Annotated in this window: 19 protein-coding genes; 13 read left to right on the plus strand and 6 right to left on the minus strand. The window is 69.8% G+C overall.

Annotated features, from left to right (window positions below):
- Nucleotides 1-660: 660 nt before the first annotated feature.
- Genes AB0I81_RS42300 through AB0I81_RS42310 form a run of 3 tightly spaced genes read left to right on the plus strand, consistent with a single transcriptional unit; the run spans nucleotide 661 to nucleotide 3,250 of the window.
- Complete coding sequence (locus tag AB0I81_RS42300) at nucleotides 661-1,659, plus strand: NAD-dependent epimerase/dehydratase family protein (RefSeq protein WP_360669745.1); 999 nt, start codon at nucleotides 661-663, stop codon at nucleotides 1,657-1,659.
- Nucleotides 1,656-2,459, plus strand: coding sequence for an inositol monophosphatase family protein (locus AB0I81_RS42305; protein WP_360669748.1), 804 nt, complete (start codon nucleotides 1,656-1,658; stop codon nucleotides 2,457-2,459). The genes AB0I81_RS42300 and AB0I81_RS42305 overlap by 4 nt, the downstream gene beginning before the upstream one ends.
- Nucleotides 2,459-3,250 carry a hypothetical protein gene (locus tag AB0I81_RS42310; protein WP_360669751.1) on the plus strand — a complete coding sequence of 264 codons (792 nt, stop codon included), beginning with the start codon at nucleotides 2,459-2,461 and terminating at the stop codon, nucleotides 3,248-3,250. The genes AB0I81_RS42305 and AB0I81_RS42310 overlap by 1 nt, the downstream gene beginning before the upstream one ends.
- A gap of 136 nt (nucleotides 3,251-3,386) precedes the next feature.
- On the opposite strand, the gene AB0I81_RS42315 is transcribed toward AB0I81_RS42310, so the two are convergent.
- Nucleotides 3,387-4,022 carry a pyridoxamine 5'-phosphate oxidase family protein gene (locus AB0I81_RS42315; protein ID WP_360669754.1) on the minus strand — a complete coding sequence of 212 codons (636 nt, stop codon included), beginning with the start codon at nucleotides 4,020-4,022 and terminating at the stop codon, nucleotides 3,387-3,389.
- 82 nt (nucleotides 4,023-4,104) lie between these two features.
- Between AB0I81_RS42315 and AB0I81_RS42320 the strand changes: the two genes are divergently transcribed.
- The 5 genes from AB0I81_RS42320 to AB0I81_RS42340 all read left to right on the plus strand — a co-directional run bounded on the left by AB0I81_RS42320 (nucleotide 4,105) and on the right by AB0I81_RS42340 (nucleotide 9,178).
- Nucleotides 4,105-4,896, plus strand: a complete 792-nt coding sequence (locus tag AB0I81_RS42320) for an AraC family transcriptional regulator (protein WP_360669756.1) — start codon at nucleotides 4,105-4,107, stop codon at nucleotides 4,894-4,896.
- Nucleotides 4,897-5,041: 145 nt separating this feature from the next.
- Nucleotides 5,042-6,100 carry an ABC transporter substrate-binding protein gene (locus AB0I81_RS42325; RefSeq protein ID WP_360669759.1) on the plus strand — a complete coding sequence of 353 codons (1,059 nt, stop codon included), beginning with the start codon at nucleotides 5,042-5,044 and terminating at the stop codon, nucleotides 6,098-6,100.
- Nucleotides 6,097-7,140: an iron ABC transporter permease gene (locus tag AB0I81_RS42330; RefSeq protein WP_360669762.1), complete on the plus strand. Its 1,044-nt coding sequence runs from the start codon at nucleotides 6,097-6,099 to the stop codon at nucleotides 7,138-7,140. The genes AB0I81_RS42325 and AB0I81_RS42330 overlap by 4 nt, the downstream gene beginning before the upstream one ends.
- A gap of 206 nt (nucleotides 7,141-7,346) precedes the next feature.
- The gene (locus tag AB0I81_RS42335) at nucleotides 7,347-8,366 is read left to right on the plus strand and encodes an iron ABC transporter permease (RefSeq protein WP_360670328.1); all 1,020 of its coding nucleotides are present in this window, start codon (nucleotides 7,347-7,349) and stop codon (nucleotides 8,364-8,366) included.
- Nucleotides 8,363-9,178: an ABC transporter ATP-binding protein gene (locus AB0I81_RS42340; protein WP_360669765.1), complete on the plus strand. Its 816-nt coding sequence runs from the start codon at nucleotides 8,363-8,365 to the stop codon at nucleotides 9,176-9,178. The genes AB0I81_RS42335 and AB0I81_RS42340 overlap by 4 nt, the downstream gene beginning before the upstream one ends.
- Nucleotides 9,179-9,252: 74 nt before the next feature.
- On the opposite strand, the gene AB0I81_RS42345 is transcribed toward AB0I81_RS42340, so the two are convergent.
- Both AB0I81_RS42345 and AB0I81_RS42350 read right to left on the minus strand, forming a co-directional pair.
- A complete protein-coding gene (locus AB0I81_RS42345; protein ID WP_360669768.1) occupies nucleotides 9,253-10,290 on the minus strand; it encodes a serine hydrolase domain-containing protein in 1,038 nt (345 codons plus the stop codon).
- A 32-nt stretch (nucleotides 10,291-10,322) separates the two neighbouring features.
- Nucleotides 10,323-11,033, minus strand: coding sequence for a WD40 repeat domain-containing protein (locus AB0I81_RS42350; RefSeq protein WP_360669771.1), 711 nt, complete (start codon nucleotides 11,031-11,033; stop codon nucleotides 10,323-10,325).
- A 198-nt stretch (nucleotides 11,034-11,231) separates the two neighbouring features.
- Here AB0I81_RS42350 and AB0I81_RS42355 point away from each other — a divergent pair, with 198 nt between their 5' ends.
- On the plus strand, nucleotides 11,232-12,524 hold the full coding sequence (locus tag AB0I81_RS42355) for a cytochrome P450 (RefSeq protein WP_360669774.1): 1,293 nt from the start codon (nucleotides 11,232-11,234) through the stop codon (nucleotides 12,522-12,524).
- Nucleotides 12,521-13,165, plus strand: coding sequence for a TetR family transcriptional regulator (locus tag AB0I81_RS42360; RefSeq protein WP_360669777.1), 645 nt, complete (start codon nucleotides 12,521-12,523; stop codon nucleotides 13,163-13,165). The genes AB0I81_RS42355 and AB0I81_RS42360 overlap by 4 nt, the downstream gene beginning before the upstream one ends.
- A 12-nt stretch (nucleotides 13,166-13,177) precedes the next feature.
- Here AB0I81_RS42360 and AB0I81_RS42365 read toward each other — a convergent pair whose 3' ends face one another.
- The gene (locus AB0I81_RS42365) at nucleotides 13,178-14,074 is read right to left on the minus strand and encodes a M23 family metallopeptidase (RefSeq protein WP_360669780.1); all 897 of its coding nucleotides are present in this window, start codon (nucleotides 14,072-14,074) and stop codon (nucleotides 13,178-13,180) included.
- Between the two features lie 178 nt (nucleotides 14,075-14,252).
- Entirely contained in the window at nucleotides 14,253-15,461 is a 1,209-nt protein-coding gene (locus AB0I81_RS42370; protein ID WP_360669783.1) for an MFS transporter, read from the minus strand.
- Between the two features lie 123 nt (nucleotides 15,462-15,584).
- On the opposite strand from AB0I81_RS42370, the gene AB0I81_RS42375 reads away from it, so the two are divergent.
- The 3 genes from AB0I81_RS42375 to AB0I81_RS42385 all read left to right on the plus strand — a co-directional run bounded on the left by AB0I81_RS42375 (nucleotide 15,585) and on the right by AB0I81_RS42385 (nucleotide 19,365).
- Nucleotides 15,585-16,199 (plus strand): TetR family transcriptional regulator, encoded by a 615-nt coding sequence (locus tag AB0I81_RS42375; protein WP_360669786.1) that lies wholly within the window; start codon nucleotides 15,585-15,587, stop codon nucleotides 16,197-16,199.
- 91 nt (nucleotides 16,200-16,290) lie between these two features.
- Entirely contained in the window at nucleotides 16,291-17,874 is a 1,584-nt protein-coding gene (locus tag AB0I81_RS42380; RefSeq protein ID WP_360669789.1) for an MDR family MFS transporter, read from the plus strand.
- 105 nt (nucleotides 17,875-17,979) lie between these two features.
- Entirely contained in the window at nucleotides 17,980-19,365 is a 1,386-nt protein-coding gene (locus tag AB0I81_RS42385; protein WP_360669792.1) for a glutamine synthetase family protein, read from the plus strand.
- A 22-nt stretch (nucleotides 19,366-19,387) separates the two neighbouring features.
- On the opposite strand, the gene AB0I81_RS42390 is transcribed toward AB0I81_RS42385, so the two are convergent.
- On the minus strand, nucleotides 19,388-20,020 hold the full coding sequence (locus AB0I81_RS42390) for a shikimate kinase (RefSeq protein WP_360669795.1): 633 nt from the start codon (nucleotides 20,018-20,020) through the stop codon (nucleotides 19,388-19,390).
- Nucleotides 20,021-20,034: the final 14 nt, after the last annotated feature.

Raw genomic sequence — 20,034 nt, forward strand, 5'->3', positions numbered from 1 at the left:
TCGGTGAAGCTGCCGGCGGTGGCGGCCTTGCCGGCCGCGAGGTTGACCTCGGCGGCGGCCTGCGCGGGCGGGGCGATGAGAAAGGCGAGCAGTAACGTGAGGGCGGCTAACAGAGCTCTCATGGGGGTGGCCTTTCGGGTAAGGCGGATGGCCGAACCATAAGATGTCGAGCAGATAGCCGCAATATTTCGACGAGATTGCGCAAAGAACTAACTTTCATCGGCAGGGTATTGGGCGGTCTTCTCCCTGCGTGCGCCTGCGGACTGGGCAGCCAGCCGATTTCAGAGGACCGCAAGGCACGACGTCGTGCGAGCGCAAGAAACTTGCAAGTCTTGCGTCCCATACGACGTCACTTGCGCGGCGACGGCGCAGGCGGGTCGCCCGATGCTCTCCGGCGCTTCTGCCGTGCAGGTCTCCCCGCCGGCGATGTCACGCCCCGTGGTGCTCCAGATGTGAAAGTGAATTGCCCGAACATGGCCACCTCCCAAAAAAACAGCTAATCAGCGGGAGGAGGCGGACATATTCCGAGACAGTATCCAGGGTGGCATCACCCGGTCGAATTGATCTTTATATTGAAGGCGCAGGCAGCGCGGCGTATGATGGCGACATCAGCACCCACACCGGCGAGAAGCGGGGCCCGGTTTGAGTGGAAAGGTTTTGGTGACAGGCGCCGGAGGATTCATCGGCGGGCATATGGTCAGGAATCTACTGGATTCCGGCCACTCCGTAACCGGGGTCGATATCAAGCCTTTGCATGAATGGTGGCAGCGTTTCGACATTCACAATATCGTGGCCGACCTCAGGGATCCGGCGGCCGGCCGGGAGCTCAGTCGGAACATCGATGTGATCTACCATTTCGCGGCCGATATGGGCGGGATCTCCTACATCAGCGAAAACGACTGGGACTGCGCCTCTTCCGTCGCCATGACAGTCAATCTCCTGCGTGCCGCCACCGAAAGAGACGTACGGTCCTTCGTCTACGCCTCCTCCGCCTGCGTCTATCCCGCGACCTTGCAGGGAAGCGATCCCTCACCACTACGCGAAGAGCTGGCGCATCCGGGCGACCCAGAAGGCGGATACGGCTGGGAGAAACTGTTCTCGGAGCGATTATGCCGGTATGCGGCGCGGGCCGGTGGTCCCGGCGTCAGGATAGCCCGGCTGTTCAATGTCTATGGCCCGCACGGCACCTGGCGCGGCGGCAGGGAAAAGGCACCGGCCGCCATCTGCCGGAAGGTCGCCGAGGTCGCACTGGGCAAGTCGGACCAGGTAGTGGTCTGGGGCACCGGCACCCAGCTCAGAAGCTTTCTCTACATCGACGACTGCGTACGAGGATTGGCCGCGCTCGCGCGGGCGGGCGATGCCCGGCCGACGAATCTGGCGAGCGACGAGCTCGTGACCGTGGCCGAGCTGACGGCGTTGACGGCGGCGGTCGCCGGCGTGGAGGTTTCCCTGCGATACGACCCAGCGCAGCCCACTGGCGTACGGGCACGAATTCCGGACATTTCATGTGCCGCGCAGCGGCTCGACTGGCACCCTGCGTTCTCCCTTCTGGAAGGTATTCGGCTCACCTATCGATGGATTTGCGGTCAGCTCGGTGGAGAGAGAGCTCCACGAACACACGACAGATTCTCACAGGGAGAGACGGAGAAGATCACATGAATTTGCTGCGAATCGCGAAAGAACTCGAAGAAGTGCTACGCGAAGCGCCCTCCGAACATCTGACCGACGTGCGGGTGACACGAGCGGACGACAATCCGCAGACCGACTTGGACAAACGCATTGACAACTACCTGGCGACGGCGCTGCCGAAGATCCTCGATGTGCCGATCATGTCGGAGGAGGATCCGGACAAGGTCCTGGGCCGGTCGGGCCTGTGCTGGATCGTGGATCCCATAGACGGCACGATCAACGTCATCGCCGGAGCCGGAGAATTCGCGATCTGCGTGTCCCTGGTGGACGCGACGACACTGCGGTCGTTGGTCGGCATGGTATACCTGCCCCGCCCGGCACAGCTCTTGAAAGCCGTGTCCGGCGAAGGTGCATACCAAAACAGTGAGTTGCTGGACAAACGGACAGTCTTTGAGAAAGACTCACTCACGATTCAGCGTATCGCCGCCTTCGGAGTGCCCAAAGACGGGCAGGCCGTGGCCCGCCGCATGTCCGACGCGTTGCACAACCTTTTCGCCTCGGGCTGGATCACCCGTCAGCAGGGAGCAGCGTCCGTGGACATCTGCCGGGTGGCGACCGGGTCCTGGGCCGCCTTCTTCGAGTACGGGTTGATGTATTGGGATTTCGCCGCCGCCGCTCTCATCGCGGCCGAGGCGGGTTGCTCGGTGCGCGCCATACCGTGTCAACCGGTCCTGCCGGACGTCGTACCCGTCGAGTACGACCTCGTGGTGGCCCGGACACCCGGACTCCTGGAGGAAGTCATGACCGCGATCGGCATCCGGGGAGGGTGATGACGGCCGCCGGCCTGATTCTCTCCGTCGTAGGCGTCTTACCGGTCGCGGCGGCGGTCTGGTACTGGCTACAGCGTTTCCATCGGGGTCGCAGGATCCTGCAGTTCTCCCGCACCGCGCCCATCGACCTGGTCCTGACGACCTCGTCAGTGACCGCGGCCGTGCACGGGGTGCCGGCCAATCGCCCTCTCACCGGGTACGGGCAGGTGCGCGCGGTGGCGAGCTGTGTACGAGCGCTGGCCTCGCTCTACCCTCGCAAAAACGTGAACATCCACCTCAGCGGGTTCATCAGGAACCGGCTCGACCGGGACCTCGTGGTCCTCGGCGGCCCGGCCAAGAACGAAGCGGCCGCGGCCATGCTGGACGATTTCCTGCTTGCCCATGATCTGCAGCGGTTCTCCTTCGACGACGTGGCCGACACCCTCGAGATAGCCGATCACGACAGGCATTTCGAGGTGAAGGACTTCGACCCGCGCATCACCGATGGATACCCCGCCAACGACCACGGTCTGATCATCGTTACGTACCACCATGGGAAGAGCGGCCGGCGATACCGGTCCATCCTGTGCGCGGGCTTCACAACGTACGGGACGGCGGCGTCCGCGGAGTACCTGTTCGGGGACCTGGTTAGGCTCTCCGCCCGGAGGTTCGCCGAACGTACCGGAATCCGGTCCCCGCGGCGCTCGCATGCCTTTGTCATCGTCGTCTCTGCACGGTTCTCCCGGGGAGAGTGCACCGAGGTCCGCCTGGTCTTCGGCCAGGCTCTGCGGCACCGCGAAGCGACCGGATGATGTTCCGCTCCGCGTGGCCGGCCGCCTGCCGGGCTCCCCGACCACGGGCCAGGCCGGGCAAGGCCCAATGCCGGCCTCGCGCGGGAGGCCGACGTGCTCGGCGAAGCCCGGGCCCCTCAGATCGCCCTGCGGGTCATCAGTACTGGTTGTGCACGGCGTCCCGGTCGAATCCCTCGTCGAGCGACTCCGCCGTCGCCTCCTTGATGTTCATGTGGTCCTTGGCGATCCGTCCGAGGGTGGGCAGGCCCTTGCGGTCCGGCCAGGTCTCGGGCTTCCACAGGGACGAGCGCAGGAACGCCTTCGCGCAGTGGATGAACAGCTCTTCGACCTCCACCAGGACCGCCAGCCGCGGCCGTTTGCCCTGCACCACCAGGTCGTCGAAGAAGGGCGCGTCCGACACGAGCGTCGCCCGGCCGTTCACCCGCAGCGTCTCGTTCATCCCCGGCACCAGGAACAGCAGCCCGACGTGCGGGTTGCGCAGCACGTTGCGGAAACTGTCGACCCGATGGTTGCCGGGCCGGTCGGCGATCGCCAGCCGGTGGTCGTCCAGGACCAGCACCGACCCGGCGGGGTCGCCGCGGGGCGAAACGTCGCAGGTCCCCTCCGGGGTCGAGGTCGCGAGCAGCACGAACGGCGAGTTCGCGATGATCGTACGCGCATGCTGGTCGATGCGGGCGATGTCCTTGTCCCAGATGACCTTGTGGGGCTCCTGCACGACCTCGCGCAACTCGGCCTCGGTCGTCACCGTACGAATGTCAGTTTGATCCACCATCTGACTAAGGTAAGCCTAACCGGTAGGGCCGGTCGACATCTCCCCCGGCTCCCGGCGCCGGCCGCCCGGTTAAGCTGGGCGAATGCCGCTCGTCTCGCGCCCGCCCACGACGAGGGAGTTTCGTGAGCTGCCCGTGCTCGCGGCGGCCGAGATGCCGTTCGTGATGGTGAGCTGGAGCGAGAGCTTCACCCGGGACATCACCTGGAACGAGCACTCCCACCCCTTCCACGAGCTGCTCTGGAACGAGCGGGGCGCGTCCACGGCGGTGGTGAGCTCGCAGGTCTGGACGATCACCCCCACCCTGGGCCTGTGGATGCCGGCGGGCACGCTGCACTCCGGCTCGGCCATCGCCGGCACCTGGTGCCGCGCCACCTTCTTCGGCTTCGGCACCGTGACCTCGATCTCCCCCGCGCCCGTCGGCGTCGAGATCACGCCGCTGCTCCGGCTGCTGCTGGAGCGGCTGGCCGACAAGGAACTGCCCGCCGAGTCGCGGGCGGTGACCGAGGCGATGGTGCTCGACGTGCTCAAACCCACCACGCGCGAGCTGCTGCTGCACCTGCCCACCTCCGACCTGCTGCGCCCGATCGCGGACGCGGTCATGGACAATCCCGGCGATCCGCGCACGCTGACCAACTGGGCGTCCCAGCTCGGGGTCAGCGCCCGTACGATCAGCCGTGCCTTCAACGCCGAGACGGGCACCAGCTTCGCGCGCTGGGTCGCGGCGGTGCGCGCCCAGCACGCGGTGGAGCTGCTGGCCAGGGGCTGGGAGGTCGATGCCGTGGCCGAGCAGGTCGGTTACCGGTCGGCCAGCGCGTTCGGTGTGGCCTTCCGGCGTACGACCGGGCTGACTCCGGGGGCGTTCAGGACCTCCTGAGACGGGCGGCGATGTCCCGATCTCGACAAAGGCTGTCCCAAAAGATCGATTGCGACAACTCGGTCATGTCTCTTATCGTGCGAGCAAGGCAAGCCTTACCTAACGAGCCTGGTTTGCCAGCGGATCTTTCGAAGTGGAGTACGGATTGAAGCGACCACCGAGCCTGCGCATTTTCGCCGTGGCCGCGGTACTGCTGGGCCTGACGGCCTGCGGCAGCACGACGGAGACCGCCGGCCAGAGCGCGAGCCCCAGCACCGCCGCCAGTACGGGCGGCGCCTCGAACGCCTTCCCCATGACGATCAAGCACGCGCTGGGCACGACCACCATCGAGGCCAAGCCCGAGCGGGTGGCCACGGTCAACTGGGCCAACCATGAGGCGCCGCTGGCCCTCGGCGTCGTCCCGGTCGGCATGGCCGCCGCCAACTTCGGCGACGACGACAAGGACGGGTTGCTGCCCTGGGTGTCGCAGCGCCTGAAGGAGCTCAACGCCAAGACGCCCGTGTTGTTCGACGAGACCGACGGCATCGACTTCGAGGCCGTCGCCGACACCCGGCCGGACGTGATCCTGGCGGCCTACTCGGGCCTGACCAAGCAGGACTACGACACCCTGAGCCAGATCGCCCCCGTGGTGGCCTACCCGGACGCCGCGTGGGCGACGCCGTGGCGCGAGATCATCAAGCTGAACAGCAAGGCCATCGGCCTGGCCGCCGAGGGCGACAAGCTCATCAGCGACATCGAGGGCGACATCCAGGAGGTCGTCGCCAAGTATCCGCAGCTCAAGGGCAAGTCGGCGATGTTCATGACGCATGTCGACCCCAATGACGTGAGCGAGATCGGCTTCTACACCTCGCACGACACCCGCACGCTGTTCTTCGAGGACCTCGGACTGACGATCCCGGGCAGCATCGCCGAGGCGTCCAAGGGCACCGAGAAGTTCGCCCTGAGCCGGAGCGCCGAGCAGATCGACGTGTTCGACGACGTGGACATCATCACCGGGTACGGCGGCGACAACGCCTCCCTGCTGGAGAAGATCCGCAAGGACCCGCTGCTGTCGAAGATCCCGGCCGTCAAGCGCGGCTCGATCTACCTGCTGCCCGACAGCAAGCCGCTGGGCACCGCCGCGAACCCCACTCCCCTGTCGATCTCGTGGGTGCTGGAGGACTACGCCAAGGCGCTCGCAGAGGCCGCGGACAAGGTCAAGTGACCCAGGCCGATCTCGACCGTACGCCGGACGTCGTCATCGGACGGCGTCCGGCGCGCGTGCGGGTCCTGTGGTCGCTCGTCGCGGTCCTGGTCCTGGCCCTGCTCATGGTGGCCTCCGTCGCCCTGGGCTCGCGCGACGTCGCCTGGTCCGACGTCTGGGCGGCACTCGGCGGCGCGGAGGGCTCGCTCGAACAGGCCGCCGTGGCCAAGCGCATCCCGCGTACCCTGCTCGCGGTGATCGTCGGGGCCGCGCTCGGCCTGGCCGGCGGGGTCATGCAGGGCGTGACCCGCAACCCGCTGGCCGACCCGGGGATCCTCGGCGTCAACATGGGCGCCTCGCTCGCCGTCGTCACCGGCGTCTCCTTCTTCGGGCTCACCTCGCCGACCGGGTACGTCTGGGTCGCGATGGCGGGGGCCGCGGCCGCCGCCGTGTTCGTCTACACCGTCGGGTCGCTCGGGCGGGGCGGCGCGACGCCGCTCAAGCTCGCCCTCGCCGGAGCCGCCACGTCGGCGGCCTTCGCCTCCCTGGTCAGCGCCGTCATCCTGCCCCGCAACGACATCGCGGGCAGCTTCCGGCTGTGGCAGATCGGCGGGGTCGGCGGCGCGTCGTACGAGCGCATCGGCCACGTCCTGCCGTTCCTCGCCGTCGGCTTCGCCATCTGCCTGCTGTCCGCGCGGGCGCTGAACCTGCTCGCCCTCGGCGACGAGATCGCGGCCGGGCTCGGCGAGCGCGTGGCCCTGATCAGGGCCACGGCCGCGCTCGGCGCCGTCGTCCTGTGCGGCGCGGCGACGGCCGTCGCCGGGCCGATCGCGTTCGTCGGGCTCGTCGTCCCGCACGCGTGCCGCCTGCTCATCGGGGTGGATCACCGCTGGCTGCTGCCGCTGTCCGCGCTGACCGGCGCGTCGCTGCTCACCGCCGCCGACGTCATCGGCCGCATGGTGACACGCCCGTCGGACGTGGAGGTGGGCATCGTGACGGCGCTGATCGGCGCCCCGTTCTTCATCCACATCGTACGCCGCCAGAAGGTGCGTGAACTGTGAGCGAGCGAACCGGCCGGCCCGGCGGCACCGCGCCCGCCGTCCCGGACGAGACACGCGTCGCGAGCGCGGCCCCTGCCGTTCCCGAGCCGCCTGCCATTCCCGAGACGCCCGCTGTTTCCGAGACGCCCGCCGTTCCCGACACGCCCGCTCTTCCCGACACGCCAGGCACCCGTGCGGCCGCGTCCGGGGTCCCGCGGCCGGCCGTCGTGCAGGCCGTCGCCCGCGGCAGGCGCCGGCGCTCCACCCGCCGCCTGCTGATCATCGGGACGCTGGCGGTGCTGGCCGTCGCCGCGTTCGCCGTGTCCCTGATGTTCGGCCAGCGCTTCTATCCGCCCGCCGACGTGCTGAACGTCATCCTCGGCGAGCAGGTTTCCGGGGCGTCCTTCACGGTCGGGCGGCTCCGGTTGCCGCGGGCCGTGCTCGCCGTGGTCGCGGGGTTCAGCTTCGGGCTGGCCGGCGTCACCTTCCAGACGATGCTCCGCAACCCGCTGGCCAGCCCCGACATCATCGGCATCAGCTCGGGGGCGAGCGCCGCGGCGGCCATCGCGATCGTGTCGATGTCGCTGGGCGGCACCCAGGTGTCGATGTTCGCCATCGTCTCCGCCCTGGCCATCGCGTTGCTGGTCTACACGCTGGCCTTCCGCGACGGCGTCGCCGGCACACGCCTCATCCTGATCGGCATCGGGATCTCCGCGATCCTCGACAGCATCACCAGCTACGTCCTGTCCCGGGCCGCCGAATGGGACCTTCAGGAGGCCATGCGCTGGCTGACCGGCAGCCTCAACGGCGCGTCCTGGGAACAGGTCCTGCCCGCCCTCGTCGCGCTGGTCGTCCTGACCCCGGTCCTGCTGACCAAGGCGGGCGACCTGTCGGCGATGCAACTAGGCGACGACACCGCCGCCGCGCTCGGCGTCCGCGTCGAACGTACCCGCGTCCTGGTGATCGTCGCCGCCGTCGGGCTGATCGCCTTCGCCACGGCGGCGGCCGGGCCGATCGCGTTCGTGGCGTTCCTGTCCGGTCCCATCGCGGCCAGGCTCGTCGGCGCGGGCGGCTCGCTGCTGGTGCCCGCCGGGCTGGTCGGCGCCCTGCTGGTGCTCGTCGCCGACTTCGCCGGCCAGTACGCCTTCGGCACCCGCTACCCGGTCGGGGTCGTCACCGGCGTGCTCGGAGCGCCGTACCTCGTGTATCTGATCGTCCGTACGCATCGGGCCGGAGGCTCGCTATGACCACGTCCCACTCCCTCGCGGCCGAGGACCTCACGCTCGGCTACGGCGACCGCGTCGTGGTGGAGTCGCTCGACCTGGTCGTGCCGCCCGGCGAGATCACCGTCATCGTCGGCGCGAACGCCTGCGGGAAGTCCACGCTCCTGCGTTCGTTGTCCCGGCTGCTCACCCCGCGTGCGGGCCGGGTCGTCCTGGACGGCAAGGAGGTGCACTGGATGCCCGCCAAGAAGCTGGCGCGCACGCTCGGGCTGCTGCCCCAGTCGCCGGTCGCGCCGGAGGGCATCACCGTGCTCGACCTCGTCGGCCGGGGCCGCCATCCCCACCAGGCCATGTTCGCCCGCTGGAACAGCAAGGACGACACCGCCGTGGCGGCCGCCCTGGAGGCCACGCAGACGACGGACCTCGCCGACCGCTCCGTGGATGAGTTGTCCGGCGGCCAGCGGCAGCGGGTCTGGATCGCCATGGCACTGGCCCAGCAGACCGACCTGCTCCTGCTGGACGAGCCCACCACCTTCCTCGACGCCAGCCACCAGATCGAGGTCCTGGACCTGCTGACCGACCTGAACCGTTCCCGCGGCACCACCATCGTGATGGTCCTGCACGACCTCAACCTCGCCGCCCGCTACGCCGACCACCTCATCGCCCTGGCCGGCGGCCGCCTGCACGCCTCCGGCACACCGGCCGAGGTCCTCACGGAGGACAGCGTGCGTACGGTCTTCGGCCTCGACAGCCGCATCATCGAGGACCCTCTCACCGGCCGCCCCCTGATGCTCCCCATCGGCCGCCACCACGTCCGCCCGCAGCCCGCTCCGTGAGGTTTCCTCCTACCAGGAGGCGCCCGTGCATCAGGAGGCGCCGACGCGGGAGTGGCTGAGGTCGGCTAGCAGGTTCAGGCTGGCTCGGGGGTGCCGAGGTCGGCCAGCAGGGTCAGGCCGGGGCGGTCGACCGAGCGCGCGTCGGCGCTGAGGATGACGACGGCGGTCCGCCGTTCGGGTACCACGGCCATGATCGAGCGGTAGCCGCCGGTGCCGCCGTTGTGGAACAGCGTGCGCGGCCCCTCGCGATCGGGCCCGCCGGGCAGCGAGATCCAGCCCGGATGGGCCAACGCCGGGCCGCGCAGCGGATGGACGGTGTCCCTGGTCAGCGCGAAGGCCCGTACCAGCTCCTCCGGCGCGTCCCCGAACGTGGCCCTGGCCAGCCGCAACATGTCGGTCACCGTGGAGGCCAGCCCGCCGGCCCCGGCAAGCGCGGCCAGCCGCCAGCGCGAACGGCTTCTGCCGAAGCGGGAGTGCCCCGGCGCGAGCCTGGCGGTCTGCTCCTCGTCGAGCACCACCCGGGTGTCGGCCATGCCGAGCGGCCGGCAGATCTCCGCATGGACCAGGTCCTCGTAGCCGACCCCGGCGTGCCGGGCCAGCGCGATCCCCAGCACGCCCGCGCCGAGGTTGGAGTAGTGGAACCGATCCCCCGGCACCGACCGCAGCCGGGTGGCGGCCAGCCCGCCCAGCACCACCTCCTCGGTGCAGCCCGCATAGGGGTCGGCGGCGAACATCCCGCGCGGCATCAGCCCTTTGGGCAGCCGGGGCAGGCCGGAGATGTGGCAGGCCAGATGCCCCAGCTCGATGTCGCGCCCGTCGCGCTGCGGAACGGCCGTGCCGGGCGGCAGCAGCTCACGCACGGGCCGGTCGAGCGCGAGCTCACCGCGCACCACCATCTTGGCCAGCATCAGCGAGGTGAACGTCTTGCTGATCGAGCCGATCTCGAACACGGCGCGCGGATCGGCGCCGTGGGTCGCGCTCTCTTCGCCCCTGATCGCGCCGACGGCCACCGCACCGCGCCGCCCGGAGGCGACCTCTGCGGCGGTACGCCGTACGAGGTCGGCCAACGGCAAACCGCCGGCCGCTTCCCTGGCTCGTTTACGTCCGATCACGCGTCAATCATGGTTGACGACACGATCGCACGTCAACACGGCGGATCGTGCGGCACGTCGGGCAGGTATCGCTCCCATTCCGCCGCCGTCAGCGGGTCACCGGCCAGTGCGCACAACTCCCTGGCCACCCGCTCGGGATCGGTCGTCCACAGGCGCACGGTCGCGTCGGCCCCGCCGGCGGAGAGCAGGCGGCCACCGGGGCCGAAGCTCACCATCCAGACGGCGCTGCTCCCGCCCGCGAGCGTCGCGTACGTCACGGGCCGCGCCGGATCGCGCACGTCCCACAGCCAGACGGTGCCGTCTCCGCCGCCGGCGGCCAGCGTGTGCCCGTCGGGACTGAAGTCCAGCCAGTAGACGGTGTTGTTCGGCCCGGTCAACGGCTTGCCCAGGCGCCTGGGCCGCCCGGCGATGTCCCACAACTGGATCGTCTTGTCCGCGCTGCCGGCCGCCAGGAGGCGGGCTCGCGGGTCGATCGCGACGGAGTAGACCTCCTGGCGGTGGCCGTGCAGTTCCCCGAGCTTGACGGGGCGGCGGCGGTCCTCGACATTCCACAACCAGGTCTTCTTGTCGCCGCTGCCCGCCGCCAGCAGCCTGCCGTCCGCGCTGAACGTGGTGGCGTACACGTAGTCCCGCGGGTCGTCCAGGGTGGTGAGCGCGGCGGGCTCGTTCGGGTCGGTGACGTCCCACAGGCGTATTGCGGTGTCGTCACCGGCGACCGCGGACCGTGGCGCCGTCCGGGCCACCTGATCCTCCAGGCGTCGGACAACCGCTACGTCACCGGGGGCCGGGTGGGCCTGTGGAGCTACCGCGCGCAGATCAACGTCAAGAACTTCACGGTGAAGGCCACCTGATCCGCATCAAACATGCACGATGTGCATGCATGCACGTCGTGCACGTTTGAGGTAGCGTGGCACGAGACCCCCGAGGAGAGGATGCGGCGAATGACGGCTTCCGGCGAGCGGACCAGCGCTTCGACCACCGAGTCCCCGACAGCGATGCGCCGGCTGCTGCCGGCGGACATGGTGGAGCGGGGCAAGTGCCCCTTCGATCCGCCCGAGGGGCTGCGGCGGCGGCGTGGACAGGGCGCGGTGCAGCCGCTGGAGCTGGCCAACGGGGCTTCCGCCTGGCTGGTCACCAGCATTGAGGCGGCCAGGGCCGTGATGGCGGACGTGCGCTTCAGTTCCGACCGGGTGCGTTATCCCGACGCCACCAAGTTGCAGCCGCACGAGGTCGAGGAGCTGGCCGCGGGCAAGGCCGCCCTTACGCCGAAGGTGGACAGTCGCGAGGACGGGATGTTCGTCTTCATGGACCCGCCCGAGCACACGCGGCTGCGGCGCCTGCTGACCGGCCAGTTCACGGTCCGGCGGATGAAGGCGCTGGAGTCACACATCCGCGACATCGCCGTACAGCACATCGAGGCGATGCGGGCGGCGGGCACCGAGGCCGACCTCGTGCCCGCGTACGCGCTGCCGATCCCCTCGCTGGTGATCTGCGAGCTGCTCGGCGTCGACTACGCCGACCGCGACCAGTTCCAGGAGCGCACCGCGATCGCGCTGAACTCCAACACCCCCGACGACGAGCGGGCCACCGCCGGCATGGAGCTGTACGGCTTCATCCAGGACCTGGTGAGCGCCAAGCGCAAGGAGCCGGGCGACGACATCCTGTCCGGGCTGATCCACGACGCCGACCCGCCGCTGACCGACGCCCAGCTCACCGACGTGGCCCTGGTGCTGCTCGGCGCCGGCCACGAGACCACCGCCAACATGCTGGGGCTGGGCACGTTCGCGCTGCTGGAGCACCCGGAGCAGCTCGCGGCGCTGCGCGCGGACCCGGCCCTCCTGGACGGCGCGATCGAGGAGTTGCTGCGTTACCTGTCCATCATCCAGATGGGCGTCACCCGGGTGGCCACCGAGGACCTCACGGTCGATGGCGTGCGGATCGCCGCGGGCTCCACCGTGATCATCGCGACGCCCGAGACCAACCGCGACCCGGAGCACTGGGACGAGCCCGACCGGCTCGACGTGCTGCGGCCCCGCGCCTCGCACCTGGCCTTCGGGCATGGCATCCACCAGTGCCTGGGGCAGCAGCTCGCCCGGGTGGAGATGAAGGTCGGCCTGGGCGAGCTGGTCACCCGGCTGCCGGACCTGCGCCTGGCCGTGCCCGCCGACCAGGTGCCGCTGCGTAATGAGATGCTCATCTTCGGGGTTCACTCGCTGCCCGTCACGTGGGCATGATCCTTCGGGAGGACGCGGGGATGTCCGGGCGGCGCGAGCGCAAGAAGCTGGCCACCCGCGCCGCCGTACGGGAGGCGGCGCTGCGCCTGGCCGCCCGTCACGGTGTGGAGAAGGTCACCGTGGAGCAGATCGCCGCCGAGGCCGACATCGCGTTGCGGACCTTCTTCAACTACTTCTCCAGCAAGGAGGAGGCGGTGGTCGCCACGCTGGCGGCCGGGGCCGAGGAGCTCATCGCCGAGTTCCGGGCCCGGCCGCGTACCGAGCCGGTGTTGCGGGCGCTGCGCGAGGCGGTCCTCGTCGTCATGGCGCACGGCGACGCCGGCAGGCGCGACCACCTTGAGGCGCTGCACCTGATCCGCAGGGCCCCGTCGCTGGTGCCCCAGCAGCTGGCCGTGCTCGCCGCCCAGGAGAAGGCGCTCGCCGAGGCCATCGCCGAGCGCCTCGACCAGGACGCGGACGACATCTATCCCATGTTGTGCGCGGCCACGGTGATGACGGCCCTGCGCGTGGTGTTCAACCGGTGGCTGGACCGCGCCGTCGAGTCCACGGACCTGCCGTCCATGACCGCGCTGCGCGAGGAGGTGGACGAGGCGATCACCGAGCTCGCCGCCGGTCTCGACCGGCCGGGACGGGCCCGGTGATCACCTCTCACCTCAGTCGCAGTGCTCGAAGGGGCTGGTGTAGGTGCTGCTGCCGACCGAGCCGCCCCACTTGACGCACTGTCCGGGCGCGCTGGTCGTGACGGGCCCCGCGTAGTAGCCGTAGCTGCCCGAGTCGGTCTTCCTGGACTCCCCTTGCGGCTCCAGGAAGGCCGACACCGGGGTGGACGTGCCGAGGTTCGTCGACTTCAGCGTCACGACGCAGTTGTTCTTGTTGCCCGAGTTGTAGAGCAGGTAGACGCGGCCTCCGGTGAGCGCGGCCGAGTCGATGACCCCGTAGCCGCTACCGCAGGCCTCCTCCGGCGTGTACGGGTTGCCGCTGCCGCCGCAGGAGTTGGTGCTCGTGATGGCCTTCTTCTGGCCCCGGGAGACGGTCACGCCCTCCACGGTCGGGCTGGTGTCCACCGCGCCGCCGGAGGTCCGCTGCTCGTAGTGCAGGTGCGGGGCGTTGGAGCCGCCCGAGGAGCCGACGGTCCCGATGGTGGTGCCCTGGCTGACGGTCATGGAGCCGCCCGCCGCCCGCACCATGGTCGCGAGGTGGGCGTAGCGGGTCCTGGTGCCGTCGCCGTGCCGGATCTCCACCCACTTGCCGTAGCTCGAGCTTCCCGTGTCGGCGAAGTACGCGGTGCCGGCGGCGGTGGCACGCACGGTCTCACCGTTGATGGCGTCGCTGCCGTAGTTCTGCCAGTCGATGGAGCCCGGCGGGTTGTGGTCCGGGGTGTCGATCCAGTTGTTGGCGTTGAAGGTCTTCCCGCAGTTAAACGGGCTCTTGTGCGTCGCCAGGAGGCCGGTTTCCTGTGCCGAGGCCGCCTGCGGGACCAGTGCCGTGGCAAAGATGACCGATAGGGCAGTGATCGCGATTCTGAGGGCCGATGTACCGAGTGCGGGCATGCTCACCTCTCCGGGCAAGGGCGTAGGGGGGAATACGTGCGGTGCCCAGCGCTGGATCGCACCGTCCATGGGAGGTGGACGGCCGATCATGAAGATAACTCTGAAAGTTCTTTTCATCAATCGTTATGAGATGAAATTTTTATGACGCGAGGGCGGCCGGCTCGGACAACCTCCGGCCCTACGGGGGCGGCCGGCCCGCGTACCCGCCGGTCGTCGCCGGTGAGAGCCGGTGCGCCAGCACGGCGAGCAGCACCACCGCCACGACGATCGAGACCAGCGCGAAGCGGAGCCCGATGAGGCCGCTCAGGGCGCCGATCATCGCCGGGGCGGCGATCGACGCTCCGGGCATCTGGCCGATCTCCACCATCGAGACCCCCTCGCTCGGTGACAGCCCCTCCTGCGTTCCCGCGAGGGTGTAGATGCTCGGATTCACGCCGGCCATCCCGATCGCGAGCAGGACGAACCCGGCGATGGCCGCGCCCGGACCGCCGATCGCCAGGCAGAGGCCGAAACCCGCCGCGGCGAACAGCGTGGACCCGCGTACCAGGGCAACGATGCCCAGCCGCGCCGTGGCCCGGTCCACCGCCACCAGCGCCGCGAGGGTGCCGGCGGTGGCGGCGAGGGTGTAGGAGACGCCGCCGGCGACGGGGCCCGCGCGCAGGGTGTCGGCCACGTAGACGGCGTTCCAGAGGATCGCCGACTCCGACACGTACCCGGACAGGAAGGCCATGGCGGTGATCGGCAACATCCGGCGGTGGAACCTTCTGCGCAGCGACATGCGCAGCGTCCCTGGCGTCCGCCCGTGCTCCTCGGGCAGCCATCGGGCCGTCGCCGCCAGGCACAGGCCGAGCAGCGCGCTGGTGACGGCGAACTGCACCCACGGCCGTACGTCCAGCGCCGCCGCGAGCGTGCCGGTGGCGCCGCCGGCCAGGGTGCCCAGGCCGAAGCAGGCGTCAAAGGCGCCCATGAGGGGTCTGCGGTAGCGGCGTTGCACGTCGAGCGCGAGCGCGCCCATGGGCATGTCCATGATGTGGGCGACCAGCGCCCAGGTCGTCAGTCCGAGCACCATACCCGTGAAGCTCGCCGACAACGCCGTCAGCGGCACGGTCAGCAGGACCAGGCCGGAGCCGATGACGGCGAGCGGGCGGTTGCCGGTCCTGCCCGCCAGCAGCAGGATCGTGCAGAGCCCGATGATGTTGCCGGCGCTCGGCACGGTGTTCGCCAGGCCCCAGAGCGCGTCGTCCGCGCCCACCTGGCGGCGGAGGTCGGGAACCCGGGCGGCCCACCCGCCGATGGGCATGCTCATGATCACGTAGAGCAGGGCGACGGATAATCGTGCCCGCCGGTTCTTCGCGGCGTCGATCGGGGTGTGCCGTGTCGGAGCCATCGCCGGGAACGCTACGAACGGACCACAGGTCCCGTCAATCCCGTCCGTACCCTGCTGTGATCTGCCACACTTCAGGCTCTGAAATCTTGCAGATCCTGAAATTTCACCTCTAATCTTGACATCGTGACCATCGTGGACAGCGCTGACGAACTCGGCCGCAGGGATCGAAAGAAGCTCGAGACCCGCGCCGCGCTCGAACACGCCGCCCTGACCCTGGTCGCCGAGCGCGGCCTGGCGGGCGTCACGGTGGAGGACATCGCCGAGGCGGTGGACGTCTCCTCGCGCACGTTCTTCAACTACTTCCCGGCCAAGGAGGACGCGCTCGTCGGCTCGGGCTCCGCCTCGGCCACCGATCTGCGCGAGAAGCTGGAGGCGGTGCCCGCGCGGGTGCCCGTGCTGGAGGCGCTGCGCCTCATGTCGCGGGCCGAGGCCGAGCGCGTACAGGAGCAGCGTGAGCAGTGGCTGCTCCGGCTGAAGGTGTTTGAACAGAACCCGTCGTTGTTCCCCCGGCTGGTCGCCAGCGGCACCGAGACCGAACGCGTCGTGATGACCGCGGTCGCCCGCCGGGCGGGCGTCGAACCGGGCACGAGCGGCTATCCCGAACTGGCCACCGCGGCGGCCATGGCGGCCTTCAGGGTGGCGATGATGCGCTGGGGCGCCGCGGGCGGCCGGCCGGTCCTGGCCAACCTCGTCGACGACGCCTTCTCCCAGCTCGCCGCCGGTCTGCCCAATCCGTGACCGGCCTGGTCACCGACTTTATTTCTGACTGAATCCGCGTACGCGGGAGCCCCGCGGGACGGCGGCCCCTGCACGAGAAAATCGAGGGAAAATGACAACCACCAGCGCGCAGCCCGAGCCCGTGGCCGCGACGCCGACCTCCAGACGGAAGGTCCTGCAGGCGCTTTCCGGGCTGATGGTGGGCATGTTCGTGTCCATCCTGGCCTCCACCGTGGTGGCCAACGCCCTGCCCCGCATCATCACCGAATTGCACGGCACGCAGACGATCTACACCTGGATCGTCACCTCGGAGCTGCTGGCCATGACGGCCACGGTGCCGCTCTGGGGCAAGATGGCCGACCTTTACAACAAGAAACTACTGATCCAGCTATCGCTCGGACTGTTCGTGGCGGGCTCCCTGATCGCGGGCCTCACCCCGAACGTTGAGATTTTGATCGTCAGCCGCGTGGTGCAGGGCATCGGCGCGGGCGGCATGACGGCGCTGTCGATGGTCGTGATGGCGGCCATGATCCCGCCGCGTGAGCTCGGCCGCTACGCCGGGATCTTCGGCGCCGTGTTCGGCGTCGGCACCGTGGCCGGGCCGCTCATCGGCGGTGTGCTCGTTGACACCTCCTGGCTCGGCTGGCGCTGGTGCTTCCTGCTCGGCGTGCCGTTCACGATCGTGGCCATCATCCTGCTGCAGCGCACCCTCGACCTGCCGGTGGTGCCCAAGAAGGACGTCAAGGTCGACTACCTGGGCGCCCTGCTGATCACGGTCGGCGTCTCCACGCTGCTGATCTGGTCGTCGCTCGCGGGCAACCAGTTCGAGTGGGGCTCCATGTGGACCGTCGGCCTCGTGGGCGGCGGCCTACTCATCCTCGCGCTGGCCGTCTTCGTGGAGTCGCGGGCGGCCGAGCCGATCATCCCGCTGGCCATCTTCAGGAACCGCACCGTCGCCCTCGCCACCGTGGCCAGCGCCCTGGTCGGCGTGGCCATGTTCGGCGGCACGGTCTTCCTGTCGCAGTACTTCCAGGTGGCGCTCGGCAAGTCGCCGACGGTCGCCGGACTGATGAGCCTGCCGATGGTGTTCGGCCTGCTGATCTCCTCCACCGTGGCGGGCCAGCTCATCACCAAGTCGGGCCGCTGGAAGCGCTTCCTGGTGGCCGGCGGCATCGTCATGCTCGGCGGCATGGGCCTGCTGTCCACCATCGACGGGGAGACCGGCACGGTACTGCTCGGGGTCTACATGGCGGTGCTCGGCATCGGCGTCGGCATGCTCATGCAGAACCTGGTGCTCGCCGCCCAGAACGACGTGCCCGCCCAGGACCTGGGCTCCACCACCTCGGTGCTGACCTTCTTCCGCAGCATGGGTGGCACGATCGGCGTCAGCGCCCTGGGCGCGGTGCTGGCCAACCGGGTCACCTCGCTCATGACGGAGAAGCTCGGCCCGATGGCCGCCGCCGGTGGCGGGGGCGGCGACGCGCACGCCGTACCCGACATCTCCAAGCTGCCCGCCCCTGTGGTGAAGGTCATCCAGGACGTGTACGCGACCGCGACGGCCGAACTGTTCCTCATCGGCGTACCGCTCACCGTGCTCGCGCTGGTGGCGGTGCTGTTCATCAAGGAGAAGCCGCTCAACACGCTGTCGGGCGAGGAGCGCCTGGCCCAGGAGCGGCTCGCGCAGTCCGGCCACTGAGCGGCAGGCGGTTGCCCGGCCGACACAACTTGACGTTAAGTGCCCTTGCGAACGCACAGCGTGATCTAGTCTGTACGCGGGTGTGATCGCGAGGAGGCTATGTCGATGCTCGACCAGGCAACCGCCGGCCCAACGCCGGAGACCAGCACGGACGACCTGGCCCAGGCAGGTGTCGTCGGAGTCACCATCGTCTGGGCCGACAACAACGGGATCCCCCGCTCCCGCACGGTGCCCATCGGGGCGTTCGGCGCGGCGGCGGAGCGGGGCGTCGGCGTCACCCCGCTGTTCGCGGTGTTCGACTCCCACGACGCCATCACCTTCGACCACGCCCCCTTGGGCACCCCGTCGGGCGACATCCGGCTGGTGCCGGTGTCCGAGCGACTCGTCCGGCTCTCCGGGCAGCCCGGGTTCGCGTGGGTGCCGGGGCGGCAGGTGGCGCCCGACGGCTCGGTGTGGCCGTACGACCAACGCGGTGTGCTGGAGCGGCAGCTCTCCCGGGCCTCAGAGCTGGGGCTGGACTTCCTGGCCGGCTACGAGATGGAGTTCCACCTCAGCCGGGCAGAGGATGACGACGGCGGCGCGCACGTGCGCCCCGTCTACGACGGGCCCTCCTACGGGCCGGCCAAGATGCTGGCCGTGGACGGCTTCGCCGAGCAGTTGCTGCGCGACCTCGACCGCAACGGCGTGCCGATCGGCCAGTTGCACGGCGAGTACGGCCCAGGGCAGTTCGAGTTCAACATCGCCCCCGCCGACCCGGTCACCGCCGCCGACCTGCAGCTTCTGGCCCGCCAGACCGTGCACGCCGCCGCCCGCGCGCACGGCCTGCGGGCGAGCTTCGCGCCGCTGGTGAACCCCGGCCAGGTGGGCAACGGCTGGCACCTGCACACCTCGTTGTCCCGCGCCGGGGCCAACCTGCTGTCCGGCGGCGACGGACCCGCCGGGATGACCGCCGAGGGCGGCGCCTACCTGGCCGGGCTGCTGCGCGACCTGCCCGCCATCGTGGCCGTCACCGCGCCGAGCCTGTCGTCGCTGCAACGGCTGCGGCCCGGGTACTGGTCCGGCGCCTACACCTGCTGGGGGGTGGAGAACAGGGAGGCGTCGTTGCGGCTCGTACCGGCCACTCCCCTGCTGGGCGGCGCGAACGCCAACGTCGAGCTCAAGCCGTCCGACGCCGCCGCCAACCCCTACCTCGCGATGGCCGCGGTGATCGCGGCGGGGCTGGCCGGCATCGAGGACGGTCTCACGCCGCCCGAGCCGGTGCAGGAGAACCCGGGCCTGTGGAGCGAGGAGCAGCGGGCCGGACGCGACATCCGCCGGCTGCCCACCAGCGTCGAGGAGCAGCTCGGCGCGCTGCTGGCCAACCGGCGCATCCGGGCGGCGCTGGGCGAGGAGCTGACCGACGCCTTCCGTGCGGTACGCGCCTCCGACGCCGCCCGCGCCGACGGCCGCGACCCGGCCGAAGTGCTGCGCTCCTACCGCTGGCTCTACTGAGCTGCTTGGACGGTCACTGCCGTCAGAGCCCGAACACCGCCGTCACCCGCGCGGCCAGCTCATCCTCGGTCATCGGGGCGCGGACCTCGATGACCGGCAGGCCAAGGCGTCCGGTCTCCTCGTGCAGGCGCTCGGTGAACATGCGGTCGCGTTCGAGCAGGTTCCGCAGCGCCCGCTCCGGGTCGCCGGTCCGCCCGGCGATCTCCCACAACGAACCCCGGCTCTCGAACGCGCTCCGGCGGAAGTCCGGCGTGGGCAGCAGCCAGACAGCTTGGGCGGGCGTGGCCAGGAGGGGCTTGACGAGGTGGGGCAGCAGCCGGAAGCCCTCGACGATCACGCCCTGTTCCGGCGGCAGCCGCAGCAGGTCCTCGACGATCAGGCCGAAGCCCTCGCCCCGGTACCAGTGGAAGGTCTCCAGCATGGTCCGCGCGGAGCGGTTCACCCAGCGTTCGTCCATGTCCATGGCGGCGAACTCGCGCAGGTACGGGGCGTCCTCGGGAGTGCTGCGGGCGGCGTGGTCGGTCATCGTGTCGTCGGTGGCGTAGAGGCGCAGGCCGTGCCGGGCCGCCAGCCGCCGGCCGATGGTCGACTTGCCCGCGCCGCTCGCGCCGCCGATCCAGAAGACGTGCCGCAGCCGTTCGGTTCGTGCTCTCACCCCGTACACGTGAT

This window comes from Nonomuraea sp. NPDC050404 (assembly GCF_040655495.1).
In the GTDB taxonomy this organism is placed as follows: Bacteria; Actinomycetota; Actinomycetes; order Streptosporangiales; family Streptosporangiaceae; genus Nonomuraea.